Source organism: Pseudomonas putida (assembly GCF_016406145.1).
Classification (GTDB): Bacteria; Pseudomonadota; Gammaproteobacteria; order Pseudomonadales; family Pseudomonadaceae; genus Aquipseudomonas; species Aquipseudomonas putida_E.
In genome coordinates this window covers 2,362,275-2,381,348 of the sequence record NZ_CP066306.1, presented here as the reverse complement: position 1 = coordinate 2,381,348, position 19,074 = coordinate 2,362,275, and the positions used below count along the sequence as shown (strand labels likewise).

Here is a 19,074-nt window from a genome sequence, read left to right as displayed (position 1 = left end):
GACCCGGAGCAGAGCATGAACCACTCCCAACACGTTCCCACCCGCGACCAGTTAATGGGCAAAACCGGCGTACTGCTGATCGTCGACCAGATCACGCCGCCCTCGGGCCCTGTGGCCAAGGGTGTGACACCCACAGTCAAGGCGCGTGAGCTGGCGCTGTTTCTTGCCGTAAGCGATGACGGCATGGTCTACGCCTTCAATGGCCACGTTGACCTGGGCACCGGCATCCGCACGTCGCTGGCTCAGATCGTTGCCGAAGAACTCGACCTGCGCATGGACCAGGTGCACATGGTGCTGGGTGACACCGAGCGGGCGCCGAACCAGGGCGCCACCATCGCCAGCGCGACCCTGCAGATTTCCGCCGTGCCGCTGCGCAAGGCCGCAGCGACGGCGCGGCGCTTCTTGCTGGAACAGGCCAGCCTGCGCCTGGGCTGCCCGGTGCAGGCGTTGCGCATGGAGGCCGGCATGCTGATTACCGAGGACGGCCGCACCCTGAGCTTTGCCGACCTGGTCGGCGGGCAGCGCCATCAACTGCACATTGCCGACGATGCGCCGCTCAAGGCCATCGAGGATTACCGCCTGGTGGGTCGCAGCGCGGCACGGGTGGACATCCCTGGCAAGGCGACCGGCGAGCTGACCTACGTCCACGACATGCGCCTGCCCGACATGCTGCATGGCCGGGTGATCCGCCCGCCCTATGCAGGCCATGACAGCGGCGAATTCGTCGGCAACAGCCTGCTGGCAGTGGACGAATCCTCTATTGCCCATGTGCCGGGGGTGATCGCGGTGGTGGTCATCCGTGACTTCGTCGGTGTGGTTGCCGAGCGCGAGGAACAGGCGATCCGCGCTGCCCACGATTTGAAGCTCAGCTGGAAACCGCTCACCGGCAAATTGCCCGACCTCAGCGATGTCGCCCAGGCAATCCGCGACAACCCCCGCGTGCAGCGCACCGTGCTGGACCAGGGCGATGTCGACGCAGGCATCGCCAACGCCAGCCAGCGCCTGAGCCGCAGCTATCTCTGGCCCTACCAGTTGCATGGCTCGATTGGCCCCTCCTGCGCGCTGGCCGACTACACCGACGGGCAGATCCGCGTCTGGTCGGGCACCCAGAACCCGCACCTGCTGCGTGCAGACCTGGCCTGGCTGCTGGACTGTGCCGAACAACGCATCGAGATCATCCGCATGGAAGCGGCCGGCTGCTATGGCCGAAACTGCGCGGACGACGTCTGCGCCGATGCAGTACTGCTGTCGCGTGCAGTCGGCCGCCCGGTGCGGGTGCAACTGACCCGCGAGCAGGAGCATGCCTGGGAACCCAAGGGTACGGCGCAGCTGATGGAAATCGATGGCGGCCTGAATGCCGACGGCACGGTCGCCGCCTACGACTTCCAGACCAGCTACCCCTCCAACGGTGCACCCACGCTCGCCCTGCTGCTCACAGGCGCGGTGGAGCCGGTACCGGCACTGTTTGAAATGGGCGACCGCACCTCCATTCCACCCTATGACTACGAACACATGCGCGTCACCATCAATGACATGACGCCCCTGGTACGCGCCTCGTGGATGCGCGGTGTGTCGGCCATGCCCAACAGCTTCGCCCATGAGTCCTACATCGACGAACTGGCCTTTGCAGCCGGCGTCGACCCGGTCGAGTACCGCCTCAAGCATCTCAGCGATCCGCGCGCCATCGACCTGGTCAGAGCCACGGCCGAGCGCGCCGGCTGGCAGCCGCGCACCGAGCCCATGCAGACACCCGCCGAAGGTGATGTGTTGCGCGGACGCGGTTTCGCCTATGCACGCTACATCCACAGCAAGTTCCCGGGCTTCGGGGCCGCGTGGGCGGCCTGGGTCGCCGATGTTGCAGTGGACCGACGCACCGGCGAGGTCGCCGTGACGCGTGTAGTCATCGGCCATGACGCCGGCATGATGGTCAACCCCGACGGGGTGCGGCACCAGATACACGGCAATGTGATCCAGTCCACCAGCCGTGTGCTCAAGGAGCAGGTGAGCTTCGAAGAATCGACGGTGGCCAGCAAGGAATGGGGCGGATACCCGATCCTGACCTTCCCCGAAGTGCCGGCCATCGATGTAATGATGCTCCCGCGCCAACACGAGCCTCCGATGGGCAGCGGTGAATCAGCCTCGGTACCCAGTGCAGCAGCCATCGCCAACGCCGTGTTCGATGCCACCGGCATTCGCTTCCGCGAGCTGCCGATCACAGCTGAGCGGGTGCGCGAGGCACTGAGCGGCGATGGTCAGGGCTGCAGCGGGCCGGCGTCAGCGCAGCCCGCGCCGAAGCGCTCGAAATGGTGGTTCGGCTCAATCGCCGGAGTGTTCGGTGCCGCGTTGGGCATGGCCGCTACCGCCCTGCCCTGGCGCGCTGAAATCGCCCCTGTGACACCACCTGCTGCCGGCAGCTGGTCAGCCTCGATGCTCGAGCGCGGGCGCCAAGTGGCTGCTGCCGGGGACTGTGCTGTCTGCCATACGGTACAAGGCGGTAAGGTCAATGTCGGCGGCCTGGCGATGGAGACTCCGTTCGGTACGCTCTACAGCACCAATATCACTCCCGATCCGGATACCGGCATCGGCCGGTGGTCGTTCGCCGCCTTCGAACGGGCGATGCGCCAAGGCATCAGCCGCGACGGCCGGCACCTGTACCCGGCCTTTCCCTACACGTCATTTCGCAACATCACTGACGCCGACATGCAGGCCCTGTACGCCTACCTGATGTCGCAAACGCCTGTATACCAGGCGCCCTCGGCCAATCAGATGCGCTTCCCGTTCAACCAGCGCCCACTGATGGCCGGCTGGAACGCGCTGTTTCTCAAGCGCGGCGAATACCAGCCCGACCCGCAGCGCAGCGAGCAATGGAACCGTGGCGCCTACCTGGTCGACGGCCTCGGCCACTGCGCGGCGTGCCACTCGCCACGCAACCTGATGGGCGCGGAGAAAAGCGGTAACAGCTACCTTGCCGGCGGCATGGTCGATGGCTGGGAAGCGCCCGCGCTCAACGCCCTGGGCAAATCATCGACACCCTGGAGCGAGAATGAGCTGTTCACCTACCTGAGCACCGGTTTTTCCGACAAGCATGGCGTGGCTGCTGGCCCTATGGGGCCAGTGGTCAGCGAACTGGCAACTTTGCCGCAAAGCGATGTACGCGCTATTGCCCATTACCTGGCCTCACTGGACGGCATACCGCAGGCGGTCGCAGCCAAAGCGCCAGCGCAAGTCGACACCCAGGTGTCATTGAGTAATGGCGAACGAGTGTTCAAAGGCGCGTGCATGGCCTGCCACAGCGACGGGCTGGGGCCGAAGCTGTTCGGGGTCAGCCCGTCCATGGCTGTGAACAGCAATGTTCACAGCGACCTGCCGGACAACCTGCTGCGCGTGATACTGCACGGCATACCGGCGCCGGCAACACGTGAGCTGGGCTACATGCCGGGGTTCAAGGACAGTTTGTCGAACCGCCAGGTGGCGGACCTTGCCGCTTACCTGCGCCAGCGCTTTGCGGCCCAAAAGCCGGCCTGGGAGGGGCTGGTGGCCAAGAGCGCCCAGGTGCGCGCCAACCCCGGCAGCCATTGACTCGTGCGTTTGCCCCTCAGCAGCGCAGCCCGCGCAAGGCCAGGTCGCTGATGAACGCCAGCCAGTCGGACTTGGCCTGTTTATCGGCCAGGTCCACGGCAAGAAACGAACTGAGCGTGTAGCGGTTGGAGTTATAGAAATAGCACAGCGAGGCAATCATCAGGTAGGTGTGCCTGATGTCGATATCCTTGCGGAACACGCCCTTGGCCTGGCCCGCCTCGACGATCGGCCGCAGTACGCCGACAGCCTCGCCGGACAGCGCTTTCAGGTTTTGCGACTGCCTGACGTGCTTGCCCTGATGGAGGTTCTCTGTGGCCAGGAGGGTGACGAATTCGGGATGGCGCACGTAGTAGTCCCAGATGAACGCCACCAGCTTACGCAGTGCCGCCTCGGGGTCGGTGAGGTCCAGTCGAAGCTTGGCTTCGGCTTGATTGAAACTTGCGTAGATGTGCTCCAGCACGCTGATGAACAGCTTTTCCTTGTTGCCGAAGTAGTAGTAGATCATCCGGTCATTGGAGTTTGCCAGCGAGGATATCTGCTCGATGCGCCCGCCAGTGAAGCCTTCCTTGCTGAAGACCTTCACCGCCGCCTGAAGAATGTTGTGCCTGGTGCGGTCTGCCTGCTGGGCGCGAACACCGGTTTTGCGAGTTTGCATGTGGAACCACTGTAGGGCTGGCCTGAAGGCTAACACTGCCACAGCCGTTCGGTCTTTGCGCGGCTTTTTGGCACTGCACGATGTGCGCGCTCGATGCCTGACAGGGTCTCCCCTCGCGGCCCGGTCTGTTCGCTACCGTACAGACCTGCCGTGTGCCAGCCAGCCAGACTGAGGGCCTGACCGGCCAGCTCACGGCAACTCGCGACCATGGACAACCCTTGGCTCCACCCGCTCGCCTTCCTTCGTCGCCTGGCCCGTCACGCCCGGCGCTGGGGGTCGCCACGGCACAGGTTCACCTATGAAAGCCTGCTGCGCTCGGAGCTCTACAGCGCCCAGCAGTTGGCAGACCATGGGGGCTGGCTCGCCAGCCAGCATCGGCTGAGCCTGCTGCCCGCCGACGATGCGCTGCTCGACCGCCTGGCCGACAACGAACACATGCTCTACACCAGCTGTTCGGCCCTGGCCGCCAGCCTGCCCGGCTCACGCCCGGCGTTGCCGGCCGCGCAATGGTTGCTCGACAACTTCTACCTGGTCGAAACCCATATCCGCATTGCCAAACGCCACCTGCCGACCGACTACAGCCTGCAGTTGCCAAGGCTGGACAACGGCCCTTCGAGTGGCCTGCCACGGGTGTATGACCTGGCACTGGAGACCATTTGCCATGGTGACGGCCGGGTCGACGCCGAAAGCCTCAGTGGCTTCATCGAGGCCTACCAGCAGCGCAACACGCTGAGCCTGGGCGAACTCTGGGCGATTCCGATCATGCTGCGCCTGGCGCTGATCGAAAACCTGCGCCGGGTAGCCGCCCGGGTCATGGCCAACCTAGCGGACCGTGATCTGGCCAATGGCTGGGCTGACACGCTGTGCGAAACCGCCGAGCGCGATGCCAAGAGCGTGATCCTGGTGGTCGCCGACATGGCCCGCTCAGCACCACCGCTGACCGCCGCCTTCGTCGCCGAACTGGCAAGGCGGCTACAGGGCCACAGCAGCACACTCACCCAGCCGCTGACCTGGATCGAACAGATGCTCAGCGAATCGGCGCTGAGCATCGAACGCAATGTGCAACTCGATGCGCAACAGCAGGCCATCGACCAGCTGTCCATCAGCAACAGCATCGGTAGCCTGCGGCTGCTGTCGACCATCGACTGGCGGCTGTTCGTCGAGCGCCTGAGCCATGTCGAGCAGGTGCTGTGCCAGGACCCGGCCGCGGTCTACACGACCATGGATTTCACCAGCCGCGACCACTACCGACACATCGTCGAGCGGCTGGCGCGGCACAGTGCATTCACCGAAGACCAGGTGGCGCGCACGGCCATCGAGCTTGCGCGGGCCGCAGGGGTCGGGGTGGATGAGCCGGCCGGGCACGTCGGTTTTTACCTGGCAGGCGACGGCTTGCCGTTGCTTGAACGTAAGCTCGCTGCACGGGTTGGCCTTGCCGAGCGCTGGCAGCGTTTGTTGCATCGGGCACCGCTGACGTTCTACCTGGTACCGACGGTGTTGCTGTCGTGCATGCTGGGCTGGGGCTTGATCGGCACAATCGTGGCCGAGGGCTGGCCGTTTTGGGTGACAACGCTCATGGCCCTACCGATACTGCTGGCCACCAGCCGCCTGGCCATCGGCCTGGTGAACTGGCTGGTCACCCTGACCGTGAAACCGTCGTTCCTGCCACGCCTGGACTACACCGCAGGCATTCCCGCCGATGCCCGCACGCTCGTGGTGGTACCCAGCCTGCTAAGTAGTGCCAGCGATGTGGAGGCGCTCGTCGAAGGCCTTGAAGTGCGCTTTCTGGCCAACCGCGATGAACACCTGCATTTCGCCCTGTTGAGTGATTTCGTCGATGCGCGGCAACAGACTTGCCCAGAGGACCTGGGCCTGCTCGACCTTGCCAGCGAGGGTGTCGAGGCCCTGAACCACAAATACCCCACCCTGGGCTGTGAGCGGTTCTTTCTGCTGCATCGGCCCCGGGTATGGAACGCTACCGAGCACTGCTGGATGGGCCGTGAGCGCAAGCGCGGCAAGCTCGCCGAGCTCAATGCCCTGCTGCGTGGGCATGGGGCCGAGTGTTTCATGCGCATCGTCGGCGATGTGCTGAAGCTCGGCAGCGTGCGTTATGTCATCACACTGGACACCGACACTCTGCTGCCACGCGATGTGGCGCAGCAGTTTGTCGGTGCCATGCAGCACCCGCTGAACCACCCGCGGTTCGATGCCCGAACCGGTCGTATCATTTCCGGCTACGCCATCTTGCAACCGCGGGTTGGCATCAGCCTGCCGGCAGTATCACGTTCGGCCTACGCCCGCCTGTTCGCCACCGATGCCGGTATCGACCCCTATACACAGGCCGTCTCGGACGTTTACCAGGACCTGTTCCTGAGCGGTTCGTTCATCGGCAAGGGCATTTACGCCGTGGATGCCTTCGAGCAGGCGCTGGACGGGCGCTTTGCCGACAACCGCGTGCTTAGCCATGACCTGATAGAGGGCTGCTATGCCCACTCCGGCCTGCTCAGCGACGTGCAGCTGTTCGAGGGCTACCCGGCGCGCTACAGCGCCGATGCCAAGCGGCGCCACCGCTGGATCCGCGGCGACTGGCAACTGCTGCCGTGGCTTTTATCACGCAGGCGCAATGGCACCAAGGGCAATGCGCAAAGCCCGCTGAGCGCGCTGTCGCGGTGGAAAATCTTCGACAACCTGCGCCGCAGCCTGGAGCCGGCAGCCCTGCTGACAGTACTGATGTGGGGCTGGCTCGCCAGCGCCTCGCCACTGTGGTGGACACTCACAGTGCTGGGGTTGCTGCTGGTGCGACCGCTGCTGGATACGTTGCTTGAACTGCTGCACAAAACTGCCGAGGTAGCGTTTACCGAACACCTTGTCGCAGCCCTGAGAACGTCGGGCACCTACTTCGTGCGCGCCTTGCTATCGTTGGCATGGCTACCTTTCGAGGCCGGCTACAGCCTGGATGCCATCGCCCGCACCGTGTGGCGCCTTGCGGTGAGCAAGCGCCGCTTGCTGCAATGGAACCCCTCGCAAGCAGAGGAACGCAGCAGCGCCGATACCCTGCAGGCGGTCTATCGCGAGCAATGGCTGCAACCGGCCTTGGCGCTGACGCTGGCGGGTTTGTTGGCGTTGCAGCCCGCGACCCTGCTGTTGGCCTCACCAGTTCTCGCACTTTGGCTGCTCGGCCCGGCGCTGGCCTGGTGGCTCAGCCGCGCGCAGGTTCGCAGCGTGTTCACACCATCGGCCGGGGACCTGTGTTTTCTGCACCGCCTGGCCCGGCGCAACTGGGCGTTCTTCGAGCAGCACGTAAGCCCTGCCGACAACTGGCTGCCACCCGACAACCTGCAGGAACCGCCCTATGCCAGTGTGGCGCACCGCACCTCCCCCACCAACATGGGCATGGCATTACTGTCGCACCTGGCGGCACACGACTTCGGCTATCTGTCTGCCGGCCGTCTGTTCGAGCGCCTGACGTGCATGTTCGACAGCATGGATGGCCTGGAGCGCTACAAGGGGCATTTCTACAACTGGTACGACACCCAAGCCCTCAAACCGCTGCCGCCGTTGTATGTGTCATCGGTGGACAGCGGCAACCTGGCTGCGCTGCTGCTGACGCTCAGGCCCGGCCTGTTGGCGATGGCAGAGGCCCCGGCGCCGGGCCGCCAGGTCACCCGCGGGCTGCTCGATACTCTCGATATCCTGCACGAAGCATTCACCCAAGCCGGCCGTGACACTGCCGAAATACAGGCGCTGCGCCAGGAAGCATGGCAAGCCCTGGAGCGAGAACAAGCGCCGACGGCTGCGCTGATGGCGCTGCTTTGCGGGCAATTGCAGGGCCTGATCGGTAAATACGCAGCACCGCAGGCTGAAGAGGGGGCGACCGATGAGTGCGCGTTCTGGCTGCAAGCGCTGTTGCGCCAGTGCCTGGACCTGGCCGATGAGCTAGAGGCTCTGCAACTGCCTGCTGGCGATGAGCAGGCTCCGGAGCACAGCTTGAACTGGCGGCAAATGACGGAGCTGGACCCCGCCACGTGGCCGGCAGCTGACCGCCCCGCAGTGGTCAAGGTCCGCACCCTCGCCCGCCAGCGCATCGACCAGGCGCAACACTTGGCATTGCGCATCACCCGGCTGGTCAACATGGACTTCAGTTTCCTCTACGACAGCCAGCGCGACCTGTTCGCCATCGGCTACAACGCCGATGAGCACCGCCTCGATACGGCGTTCTACGACCTGCTGGCATCAGAGATGCGCCTGACCAATTTCGTGCTCATTGCCCAAGGCCAGGCGCCTCAGGACAGTTGGTTCGCGCTGGGGCGGTTGCTGACCAGCAATGCCGGTGTGCCTGTACTGCTGTCCTGGTCCGGCTCCATGTTCGAGTACCTGATGCCGCTATTGGTCATGCCCAACTATGAAGGGACTTTGCTCGACCAGACCTGCCAGGCAGCAGTCAAACGACAAATCGAACATGGCCACCTGCTGGGCATCCCGTGGGGTGTTTCAGAATCTGCCTACAATGCGCTGGACGCTCAATTCAACTACCAGTACCGGGCGTTCGGCGTACCGGGCCTGGGCCTCAAGCGCGGCCTGGGCGAGGAGCGCGTGATTGCACCCTACGCCAGCGCGCTGGCGCTGATGGTAGCGCCAGCCGCGGCCTGCAAAAACCTGCAGCGGCTGTGCGCATTGGGCGTCGCAGGCCGGTTTGGACTGTACGAAGCGGTAGACTACAGCGAGGCGCGTCTGCCCCCCGGGCAGGACGCTGTGGTCATCCGCTCGTTCATGGCGCACCACCAGGGCATGAGTTTCCTTGCCCTGACTGCAGTACTGCTGAACCTGCCCATGCAACGTCGCTTCGCCTGCGACCCACAGTTTCAAGCGAGCATGCTGCTGCTTCAGGAGCGCGTGCCGAAAACCGCTGCGCCGTATTTGCATACCCTCCAGGCACCGGCGCAAGACAGCGCAGACCCAAGCTGCGAAACCCGGCTGCGGGTATTCAGTGAACCGAACCGCCGGCACCCGGCAGTGCAGTTGCTCTCCAACGGCCACTACCACGTCATGATCAACCATGTCGGCAGTGGTTACAGTCACCATGACAACCTGGCTGTCACCCGTTGGCGCGAAGACGCCACCGGCGATGCCCTGGGCAGCTTCTGCTACCTGCGCGATGTCGCCAGCGGCGCATATTGGTCCACGACTTATCAACCGACACAGCGCCGCACCTATAACCAGGAAGCGATATTCAGCGATGGCCGGGCGGAGTTTCGCGTGCGCGAACGCGATTTCGACTGCCACACTGAAATTGCCGTATCCCCTGAAGACGACATCGAACTGCGCCGGCTGCACCTGACCAACCACGGCGAAGCGCCCCGCACCCTGGAGCTGACCAGCTACGCCGAGGTGGTACTGGCGCCAGCCCTGAGCGATGCGCTGCATCCGGCCTTCAGCAAGCTGTTCGTGCAGACCGAGCTGGTCCGCCCGCTGCAGGCCATTCTCTGCACCCGACGACCGCGCGCGATGCTGGAGGCCGCGCCCTGGATGTGCCATGTGCTGGCGGTGCATGGGGTTGATATCGACGCCATTTCCTATGAGACCGACCGCGCCCGTTTCATCGGCCGGGGCCGCAGCCTGAGGGCTCCGGCGGCACTGGACCGGCAAGCCGAAGCGCTGTCTGGCAGTGCCGGTCCGGTGCTTGACCCGATCATCGCGATCCGCTGCCGCATCACCCTGGCGCCAGGCCAGACAGCAACGGTCGACCTGGCCACCGGTGTGGCCGACAGCCGTGATGCGTGCCTGCAGCAGATTGCCAAGTACCGCGACCGCCATTTGGCCGACCGGGTGTTCGAACTGGCCTGGCCACACAGCCAGGTGCTGTTGCGCCAGCTTAACGGCTCGCTGGCAGATGCACGGCTGTTCGAGCACATGGCCGCATCGGTCATCTACCCCAATGCAATGCTGCGCGCCGGCAGCGCCCTGCTGGCGAGCAACCGCCGCAGCCAGTCCGGGCTGTGGGGCCAGGGGCTGTCGGGGGACCTGCCGATCGTGCTGGTGCAGATCGGCGATCTGGCCAACATCCAGTTGGTCAGGCAAATGGTCCTTGCCCATGCCTACTGGCGGCAGAAAGGCCTGGTACTGGACCTGGTGATCTGGAACGAAGACCAGGCCGGCTACCGCCAGCAGTTGCAGGAACTGATCATCGGCATCGTCACCTCCGGCAGCGAAGCCGCGCTGCTCGACCGCCCGGGCGGCATCTTCGTGCGGCCTGCGCAACAGTTGTCCGAGGAAGATCGGGTACTGACACTGTCGGTGGCCAGGCTGGTGCTCAGCGACAGCCGTGGCACCCTGGCCGAACAACTGCATCACCGGCGCCATGCGCCTGCGCCTGCCGCCTTCGAGCCGGTGCTCGCCGCCCTCCGGCCCAAGGCCAGCAGTGATGCGCTGGCAGACGCCCCCGCCCTGCTGCTTGCCAATCCCTATGGCGGCTTCAGTGCCGACGGCCGCGAGTATGTCATTACGCACATCGCCGGCCGACCTACGCCCGCACCATGGGTCAATGTCCTGGCCAACCCGCGGTTCGGCAGCGTGGTGTCAGAAGCGGGCAGTGCCTACACCTGGAGCGAAAACGCCCACGAATACCGGCTGACACCCTGGTACAACGACCCGGTCGCCGACCCGAGCGGCGAAGCCTTCTACCTGCGTGACGAAGACAGCGGCCACTACTGGTCGCCCACCCCGCAACCCTGCCCCGGCCCTGGCCGCTACCGTACCCGCCACGGCTTTGGCTACAGCGTATTCGAGTACGCCGATGACCAGCTGGACAGTGAGTTGTGGATGCATGTCGCGCAAGAGGCACCGGTCAAGTTCTGCAGGCTCAAACTGCACAACCGCTCGGAGCGGGAGCGGAGGTTGACCGTGACCTGCTTCGTGGAGTGGGTTCTGGGTGACCTACGCAGTAAATCGGCGATGCACGTGGTCAGCGAGATCGACCCGGTCAGCGGCGCCTTGTTTGCCCGCAACGCCTATAACATCGAGTTCTGCGGGCACGTGGCGTTTCTCGATTGCGACCTGCCAGCGCACGGCGTCACCTGTGACCGCAGCGAATTCCTCGGCCGCAACGGCGACAGCCAGCACCCGGCGGGCCTGCGTCAGGCAAGGCTGTCGGGGCGCACCGGTGGTGGGCTGGACCCGTGCGCAGCACTGCAGGCCAGCCTGCTGCTGGCGGCGGGCGAAAGCCGTGAAGTGGTGTTTCGCCTGGGCGCCGAACACGATGCCAAGGCCGCCAGCCGCTGTGTACAGCAATATCGGGGTTTGCGTGCGGCCATGAACGAGTTCGACAAAGTGCAGGCTTATTGGCGCGAGACCTTGGGCACCGTGCAGCTCGAAACCCCGGAACCTGCGCTGGATGTCCTGGCCAATGGCTGGTTGATGTACCAAGTGATTGCCTGCCGCTTCTGGGCGCGCAGCGGCTTCTACCAGTCAGGGGGGGCGTTCGGTTTTCGCGACCAGTTGCAGGACAGTATGGCCATGCTCCACGCGGCGCCAGCGGCGGCACGCCTACACCTGCTTGCCTGCGCCGCTCACCAGTATGTAGAAGGCGATGTGCAGCACTGGTGGCATCCGCCCCTGCAGCGTGGGGTGCGCACCCGCTGTTCGGACGACCTGCTGTGGCTACCGCTTGCGACCTGCCGCTACGTCACGGTGACCGGTGACCACACGGTGCTGGACGAACCGGTCGGCTACCTGGAGGGGCGTGCGCTCAATGCCGGTGAAGAGTCGTATTACGACCTGCCAACCCACTCGAGCCTGGTCGAGAACCTGTACCAACACTGCCAGCGCGCCCTTGGGCACGCTCTGCAGTGCGGGGTTCACGGCCTGCCGCTGATGGGCAGTGGCGACTGGAACGACGGCATGAATCGCGTCGGCGAACAGGGGCGGGGCGAAAGCGTGTGGCTGGGCTTCTTCGGGCATAAAGTGCTGCGCGCGTTCGCCAGCGTTGCCTTGCACCAAGGCGATAGCGCCTTTGCGATGCGCTGCACACACCAGGCCGCCGCCCTGGCCGAAAACCTTGAGCAGCATGCCTGGGACGGCCAATGGTACCGCCGGGCATGGTTCGACGATGGCCAGGTACTGGGGTCAGCGAGCAACCAGGAATGCCGTATCGACTCCCTCACGCAGAGCTGGGCTGTGCTTAGCGGGGTCGCCGCCCCCGAGCGCGCCAGCGCTGCCATGACCGCCCTTGGGCAGCATTTGGTGCGCCGCGACCTGGGCATCGTCAAACTGCTCGACCCGCCGTTCGACCGCGGCAGCCTGGACCCTGGCTACATCAAGGGTTACCTGCCAGGGGTGCGTGAGAATGGCGGACAGTACACCCACGCGGCAATATGGGCGGGCATGGCGTATGCCCAGATGGGCAATGCCGGCAAGGCCTGGGAGCTGCTGCGCCTGATCAACCCGGTGCGCCAGGGCAGTGAGGGGCTGATCGACACTTACAAGGTCGAACCCTATGTCATGGCCGCAGATGTCTACGCCCTGGCGCCCCACGTAGGGCGTGGCGGCTGGAGCTGGTACACCGGGTCGGCCGGCTGGATGTACCGGTTGATCGTCGAGAGCCTGCTGGGCCTCAAGCGCTGCGGCGATACCTTGCGCATACAACCACTGCTGCCGGCGGACTGGCCCGGCTACACCTTGCATTACCGTTTCGGCAGCACGCACTACCGCATTGAAGTGCGCAATGCTGGCGGCGCGGACCTGACCCTCAGCCTGGACGGCCAGGTGCAGGAACAGGCCAGCCTGGCCTTGAGCGATGACGGCATGCTTCACCACGTCATCGCCCAGTACCAACCGTCGCCCTTGCCCATCGCCTGATCCGCCTGCTGGGCTACGCTTGTTGCGACAACCGCTGCCCTGGATGGTCCCGCGCATGCAATCGGTGCCAGATCCGCAACACAATTACCTGCTGGCCGCCCTCTCCGAGCAGGTCCTGGGCCGCCTGGAGCCACACCTGGAACGGGTGGACCTGGCGTTGGGCCAAGCGCTCTACGAATCCGGTGATACCTTGCGTCATGTCTACTTTCCTGTCGATGCGATCGTTTCACTGTTGTACGTCATGGAAAACGGCGCCTCTGCCGAGATCTCGGTGGTGGGCAATGAAGGGCTGGTCGGCATCGCCGTGTTCATGGGTGGTGAAAGCACTCCCAGCCGTGCGATCGTGCAAAGCGCAGGGCATGGCTATCGCCTGCCAGGCCAGCAGCTCAAGGACGAATTCAATCGCCATGGCGAGCTGATGATGCTGATGCTGCGCTACACCCAGGCCCTGATTACCCAGATGGCGCAGACGGCGGTCTGCAACCGCCATCACTCCATCGACCAGCAACTTTGCCGCTGGCTGCTGCTGTCGCTGGACCGCCTGCCGGGCGACCAGCTGCGCATGACCCAGGAGCTGATCGCCAACATGCTGGGCGTGCGTCGCGAGGGGGTGACCGATGCCGCTGGCAAGCTGCAGCGGCTAGGTGTGATCGAGTACAACCGCGGCCATATCCGGGTACTGGACAGGGTACGCCTGGAGCAGCTGAGCTGCGAATGCTACGCCGTGGTGAAGAAGGAGACCGAACGGCTGCTGCCCTACCTGCCTCTGGCGCCCACCGCCGTTTAGCGCCCGGAGCAGGCGCCCCCGGGAAAACAGGCTAAGCTCGGGTCTGCGAGCCACACCAGTGCTCGGCACAGCTTTGCATGTCCATCGTCGCTCGGGCGATCCACACCGACGGGCCGTTAAACGCTCAAAGAGGGTGCAGCAATGGCGACAATCGAGACAACAGCGCTCGCTCAGGGGCTGCAGCAGGTGGAAAACAGCTGGCAGGCCTATCTCGCCTCACAAAAGCGCGCACAGGGACTGACGGGCAAGCAACTCAGCTCAGCACTGAAGGCCTGTACCCGCAATTACATCAGGTTCCAGAACCAGAGCCAGCAGTTCTACGCGGAAGTACGCAAGCGCGTGGGTGATGCGGAAAAGCTGGAGCTGGATCGGGTGCTTTACCCTCACCACTTCACCGACAAACACTGAGACACCTGCAGACCGGGCGCCTGGTTGTGGGAACCTGCGCAGCAGGCGCCGGTGTGAAGCAGTCAGCCAGCCAGAAACCCGGGGGCGCCTTGCCCCCTGGGCGGCGTAATCACGGCTTCATCTTTTGCCATGGCTGATAGCTGTACCGTTCAGCTTCAGAGGCCCTGGACGGGTCCGGGCGACCCGAACCTCTTTCGCTCTCCTTGCGCACCTGCTCATCCACAGAGTCATCGCGGTCTTGTGCTTTGGAGCGCTCGTCCTGCTCACTGTCCTCGTCGTCTTCCCCGGTTGGCCAGTCTGCGTCCTCATGGGGTTTGGCACCTGGGGCATCGTTATCCGTGAAGCGCTTGCCAGTGGTCATACGCACCTCTCAACGCCCAGAAGTCCTGGGCTGTTTCGAGTGTGCGCCTTCCTGTCCGGGAACAGGGTTATATCGGACCGATTGCGCTTGGGGGCAACGTCAATCGGCGCACCGCAGCCCCGTAAGGGCAAATGCGTCCGACATGCGCAGTGTAAGCTGCATTGCGTCACAGGCCGCTGCCCAGCCAGGGTCCGACATCAATCGCACTGATGATCACTATCGAAAGACCCGCCTGTCGGCGTGGCAGACAGGCCCCGTATACTCCTCCCCGAATTCTCCCCGCTCCACGCGCCTGCTCAAGGCGACATTCCCCTCTGGAACCCCGCACCATGTCAAATAGCAGCCCGGCCCCTGGCGGCCTCCCCGAACACAGTCAGCAAAGCGTCAAACAGCAGTGGCTGGCGATACTCTCGGTTGCCGTGGGTGCCTTCGCTTTGGTGACCAGCGAGTTTCTGCCGGTAGGCGTATTGAACGATGTCGCCAGTGACCTGGGCATCAGTGCAGGCCACGCCGGCCTGATGGTCACCCTGCCCGGTATCATGGCCGCCCTCGCCGCGCCCTTGCTGTCGGTGGGCATCGGTGCCCTGGACCGGCGCTACCTGCTGATCGGCCTGACGCTGATCATGATCATTGCCAATGCGGTGGTGGCCTACGCCAGCGACTTCAACTTGCTGCTGTTCGGCCGCGTGCTGCTGGGCATCAGCATCGGCGGGTTCTGGGCTACCGCCATTGCCCTCAGCGGCCGCCTGGCACCCAAGGGGGTGGGCGTTGCCCAGGCCACCTCGATCATCATGGTCGGTGTGACCCTGGCAACCGTGCTGGGTGTGCCGGTAGGCACCTGGCTCAGTGGCCTGCTGGGCTGGCGCATGACTTTTCTGGTCACCGCCCTGGTAGGCGTACCGGTGCTGCTGGCGCAGATCCTGCTGCTGCCGCGGCTCAACCCGGACAAGGCCATCCGCATCAGTGACCTGCCGGCGCTGTTCATCAACCCACAAGCGCGGGTGGGCCTGATTGCGGTATTGCTGATTGGCCTGGCGCATTTTGCCGCGTACACCTACGTCGCGCCCTTCTTCAAACAGAATTCCGGTTTCGATGGGCCGACCATCGGTTCGCTGTTGCTGCTTTATGGCGTGGCCGGGGTGATGGGCAATATCTTTGCCGGTTTCGCCGCCAACCAAAGCGTGCGTCACACCCTGTTGCTGGTCGCGTTGATGATCGGCATCAGCACCGCCCTGTTCCCCCATTTCGCCACCGGCATGACTGGCGCGGCGATGCTGATCGCACTCTGGGGCTTCGCCTTCGGCGCCTTCCCGGCCTGTGCCAGTATCTGGATGTTTGTGGTAGCGCCCAAGGATGTCGAACGAGGCATGCCACTGTTCGTCGCCATGTTCCAGGTGATCATCGCGCTGGGCTCGTTCTTCGGCGGGCAGATCGTCGACCAGATGGGCAGCTCGGTGCTGCTGAGTCTGGCCACGGCACTGGTGGGCTGCGGGTTCGTCACGGTGCTGGTGCTGGGGCGCAGCGTCAGCAATAGCGCTGTGGCTGAGGCTTGCTGACAGGCAGGGTGCAATCACCACAAATTCAACGACATACAACTGGCATCCCGCGTTACCATTGACCCCTACCCGAAGCATGGAGCTACGCGATGACCCTGCATATCCACACCCCTCTGATCGAATCCCGCCCGCTGTCGCTGGCCGCTGGCCGCTCGATCTGGCTCAAGCTCGACGCGCTTCAGCCCTGTGGCTCGTTCAAGCTGCGTGGGGTGGGCCATGCCTGCGAAGTGCACCATGCCCGGGGCGCCCGCCACTTCGTGTCCTCGTCCGGTGGCAATGCCGGCTTGGCGGTAGCCTACGCCGGGCGCCAGCTGGGTGTGCCGGTCACGGTGGTAGTGCCTGAAACCACCACCGATCGCGCCAAGGAACTGTTGCACCAGGAGGGTGCCAAGGTGGTGGTGCATGGCAGCTCGTGGCAGGAGGCCAACGCGTTGGCGCAAACACTGGTCGGGCCGGACGATGCCTTCATTCACCCCTTCGATGACCCACTGCTGTGGGCCGGGCACGCCAGCCTGGTGGATGAAGTTGCGGCAACCGGGTACAAGCCCGATGCGGTGGTGCTGTCGGTGGGCGGCGGCGGCCTGCTCAGTGGCGTGGTCGAAGGGCTCAGGCGCAACGACTGGAACGATGTCCCTGTGCTGGCGGTGGAAACCGACGGGGCGGCCTCGCTGCACGCGGCGGTGCAGGCTGGTCACCCGGTAGAGCTGGAGCGCCTCACATCGGTGGCGACCTCGCTGGGCGCCAAGCGCGTTGCCGACCAGGCCCTGGCGTGCGTGCAGGAGCATCCGGTGCACAGTGTTCTGGTCAGTGATCGCGCGGCGCTTGAAGCATGCGAGCGGTTTCTGGCAGACCACCGAGTGCTGGTGGAGCCTGCCTGCGGGGCGGCGTTGGCGTTGGCTTATGAGGCCGGGAGGCTGGACGGTTACCAGAATGTGCTGGTGGTCGTTTGTGGGGGGGCTACGGCCACGCTGAAACAGATTCAGGACTGGTTGAAGCAGGTCGCCTGAGGTTGCCTTCACGGCCCTGACCGCCGGCAGGCCAGCGATCAGGGCGTAGCATCACTCAAGCAATTGAATGATGCGCGGTGCCAGGTGCTCGCCCTCGATTTCAATGACCGCCACCGTCACCGGCAACTTGAACCGCCGCGGCCCGGCACTCCCGGGGTTCAGGTACAAGCGCCCTTCCCGCCAGTCAACCAATGGCTTGTGCGAATGCCCAGTGATCACCACACGCACCGCCTCATCCAGTTCGGCCGGCACATCGGCAATGTCGTGCACCAGCAGTGTCTGCCACCCCTCCATGTCGAAGCGTCGTTGATCGGCCAATCGAGCTGCCCAGGGCAGCTTCAGGTCGTTGTTGCCGCGCACCATCTGCACGGGTGCCAACGCCTGGAGTAGCTCAATGATTTCAGGCTTGCCGATATCACCGGCATGCACGATCAGTTCGCAACCGGCCAGCGCATCAAGCGCCTCGGGCCGCAGCAAGCCGTGGGTGTCGGAGATAACGCCAGTTTTCATTCATGGCTCCTGTGCCGGTCTGTTCTGTTACAGCTACTCATCGGATTCTCCTTCAGATGCGCAGCCGGTGATTAGGATGGTCATACAGGCATGTTCCAATGAGCTCGCCGCAATCGGAAAAATTCCGGCCTATCGGCAACGACCTCGACGAAATGCATATCTCGCCCTTTCGGTATGCAGCAAGTGAAGGCACAATGCGTGTCCTTTTTTTGGCCGGCCTGGCCGGGGGCCTTTAAATGATCAAGACGCCGTATTACCTCATCGATAAAACCAAGCTGTTGAGCAACATGGAGAAGATCGCCTACGTGCGCGAACACTCCGGTGCCAAGGCACTGCTTGCCCTCAAGTGCTTCGCCACCTGGTCGGTCTTCGACCTGATGCAGCAGTACATGGACGGCACCACGTCCTCGTCGCTGTACGAGCTCAAGCTCGGCCGCCAGAAGTTCGCCGGCGAGACCCACGCCTACAGCGTGGCCTGGGCCGACGACGAGGTCGAGGAAATGCTCGAGAACTGCGACAAGATCATCTTCAACTCGATCGGCCAGCTGCAGCGCTTCGCCGAGAAGTCCGAAGGCAAGGTCCGCGGCCTGCGCGTCAACCCGCAGGTGAGCAGCTCCGACTACCTGCTGGCCGACCCGGCCCGCCCGTTCAGCCGCCTCGGTGAATGGGACCCGGAGAAGATCGAGAAGGTCATTTCGCAGATTTCCGGCTTCATGTTCCACAACAACTGCGAGAACGGTGACTTCGGCCTGTTCGACAAGATGCTGACGCACATCGAAGAGCGCTTCGGCCACCTGCTGCACAAGGTCGAGTGGGTCAGCCTGGGTGGCGGCATTCACTTCACCGGTGAAGACTATGCAGTCGATGCGTTCTGCGCGCGCCTGAAAGCCTTCTCGCAGACGTATGGCGTGCAGGTCTACCTGGAGCCGGGCGAAGCGGCCATCACCAACAGCGCCTCGCTGGAAGTCACCGTGCTCGACACCCTGTACAACGGCAAGAACCTGGCCGTGGTCGACAGCTCGATCGAAGCACACCTGCTCGACCTGCTGATCTACCGGCTGAACGCCAAGATGGCCCCCAACGATGGCGAGCACACCTACATGGTCTGCGGCAAATCGTGCCTGGCCGGCGACATCTTCGGCGAGTACCAATTCGATCGTCCGCTGGCCATCGGCGATCGCCTGTCGTTCATCGACACGGCGGGTTACACCATGGTCAAGAAAAACTGGTTCAACGGTTTGAAGATGCCATCCATCGCGGTCAAGCAGCTCGACGGCAGCGTCGAAGTGGTGCGCGAGTTCGGTTTCGAAGACTACGTTTCCAGCCTGTCGTAAGGCCGGCTATCAAGTAAGGAGCAA

General features: G+C 64.1%; 10 protein-coding genes. 7 read left to right on the top strand and 3 right to left on the bottom strand.

Going from position 1 to position 19,074, the window contains the following annotated elements; genetic code table 11:
• The first annotated feature begins 15 nt into the window (after positions 1–15).
• Positions 16–3,579, top strand: a complete 3,564-nt coding sequence (locus JET17_RS10890; RefSeq protein ID WP_012314024.1) for a molybdopterin cofactor-binding domain-containing protein — start codon at positions 16–18, stop codon at positions 3,577–3,579.
• Between the two features lie 16 nt (positions 3,580–3,595).
• Here JET17_RS10890 and JET17_RS10885 read toward each other — a convergent pair whose 3' ends face one another.
• On the bottom strand, positions 3,596–4,234 hold the full coding sequence (locus tag JET17_RS10885) for a TetR family transcriptional regulator (RefSeq protein ID WP_012314023.1): 639 nt from the start codon (positions 4,232–4,234) through the stop codon (positions 3,596–3,598).
• Positions 4,235–4,441: 207 nt separating this feature from the next.
• Between JET17_RS10885 and JET17_RS10880 the strand changes: the two genes are divergently transcribed.
• The 3 genes from JET17_RS10880 (at position 4,442) to JET17_RS10870 (ending at position 14,282) form a co-directional block, all read left to right on the top strand.
• On the top strand, positions 4,442–13,087 hold the full coding sequence (locus JET17_RS10880) for a GH36-type glycosyl hydrolase domain-containing protein (RefSeq protein WP_012314022.1): 8,646 nt from the start codon (positions 4,442–4,444) through the stop codon (positions 13,085–13,087).
• A 55-nt stretch (positions 13,088–13,142) separates the two neighbouring features.
• Positions 13,143–13,874: a Crp/Fnr family transcriptional regulator gene (locus JET17_RS10875; protein ID WP_042111365.1), complete on the top strand. Its 732-nt coding sequence runs from the start codon at positions 13,143–13,145 to the stop codon at positions 13,872–13,874.
• A gap of 141 nt (positions 13,875–14,015) precedes the next feature.
• On the top strand, positions 14,016–14,282 hold the full coding sequence (locus tag JET17_RS10870) for a hypothetical protein (RefSeq protein WP_012314020.1): 267 nt from the start codon (positions 14,016–14,018) through the stop codon (positions 14,280–14,282).
• A gap of 109 nt (positions 14,283–14,391) precedes the next feature.
• Here JET17_RS10870 and JET17_RS10865 read toward each other — a convergent pair whose 3' ends face one another.
• Positions 14,392–14,643 (bottom strand): hypothetical protein, encoded by a 252-nt coding sequence (locus JET17_RS10865; protein ID WP_012314019.1) that lies wholly within the window; start codon positions 14,641–14,643, stop codon positions 14,392–14,394.
• Between the two features lie 329 nt (positions 14,644–14,972).
• Here JET17_RS10865 and JET17_RS10860 point away from each other — a divergent pair, with 329 nt between their 5' ends.
• Both JET17_RS10860 and JET17_RS10855 read left to right on the top strand, forming a co-directional pair.
• Positions 14,973–16,199, top strand: coding sequence for an MFS transporter (locus JET17_RS10860; protein WP_012314018.1), 1,227 nt, complete (start codon positions 14,973–14,975; stop codon positions 16,197–16,199).
• Between the two features lie 89 nt (positions 16,200–16,288).
• Positions 16,289–17,206 carry a pyridoxal-phosphate dependent enzyme gene (locus JET17_RS10855; protein WP_012314017.1) on the top strand — a complete coding sequence of 306 codons (918 nt, stop codon included), beginning with the start codon at positions 16,289–16,291 and terminating at the stop codon, positions 17,204–17,206.
• A gap of 51 nt (positions 17,207–17,257) precedes the next feature.
• Here the strand turns inward: JET17_RS10855 and JET17_RS10850 are convergent, their stop codons facing one another.
• On the bottom strand, positions 17,258–17,716 hold the full coding sequence (locus JET17_RS10850) for a metallophosphoesterase family protein (protein ID WP_012314016.1): 459 nt from the start codon (positions 17,714–17,716) through the stop codon (positions 17,258–17,260).
• Between the two features lie 236 nt (positions 17,717–17,952).
• Between JET17_RS10850 and JET17_RS10845 the strand changes: the two genes are divergently transcribed.
• Positions 17,953–19,050 carry a carboxynorspermidine decarboxylase gene (locus JET17_RS10845; RefSeq protein WP_012314015.1) on the top strand — a complete coding sequence of 366 codons (1,098 nt, stop codon included), beginning with the start codon at positions 17,953–17,955 and terminating at the stop codon, positions 19,048–19,050.
• Positions 19,051–19,074: the final 24 nt, after the last annotated feature.

What these genes read in the sequence shown, in the direction of transcription:
- JET17_RS10890 (WP_012314024.1), top strand. Translation starts at nt 16, where the DNA reads ATGAACCACTCCCAACACGTTCCCACCCGCGACCAGTTAATGGGCAAA.
- JET17_RS10885 (WP_012314023.1), bottom strand. Translation starts at nt 4,234, where the DNA reads ATGCAAACTCGCAAAACCGGTGTTCGCGCCCAGCAGGCAGACCGCACC.
- JET17_RS10880 (WP_012314022.1), top strand. Translation starts at nt 4,442, where the DNA reads ATGGACAACCCTTGGCTCCACCCGCTCGCCTTCCTTCGTCGCCTGGCC.
- JET17_RS10875 (WP_042111365.1), top strand. Translation starts at nt 13,143, where the DNA reads ATGCAATCGGTGCCAGATCCGCAACACAATTACCTGCTGGCCGCCCTC.
- JET17_RS10870 (WP_012314020.1), top strand. Translation starts at nt 14,016, where the DNA reads ATGGCGACAATCGAGACAACAGCGCTCGCTCAGGGGCTGCAGCAGGTG.
- JET17_RS10865 (WP_012314019.1), bottom strand. Translation starts at nt 14,643, where the DNA reads ATGACCACTGGCAAGCGCTTCACGGATAACGATGCCCCAGGTGCCAAA.
- JET17_RS10860 (WP_012314018.1), top strand. Translation starts at nt 14,973, where the DNA reads ATGTCAAATAGCAGCCCGGCCCCTGGCGGCCTCCCCGAACACAGTCAG.
- JET17_RS10855 (WP_012314017.1), top strand. Translation starts at nt 16,289, where the DNA reads ATGACCCTGCATATCCACACCCCTCTGATCGAATCCCGCCCGCTGTCG.
- JET17_RS10850 (WP_012314016.1), bottom strand. Translation starts at nt 17,716, where the DNA reads ATGAAAACTGGCGTTATCTCCGACACCCACGGCTTGCTGCGGCCCGAG.
- JET17_RS10845 (WP_012314015.1), top strand. Translation starts at nt 17,953, where the DNA reads ATGATCAAGACGCCGTATTACCTCATCGATAAAACCAAGCTGTTGAGC.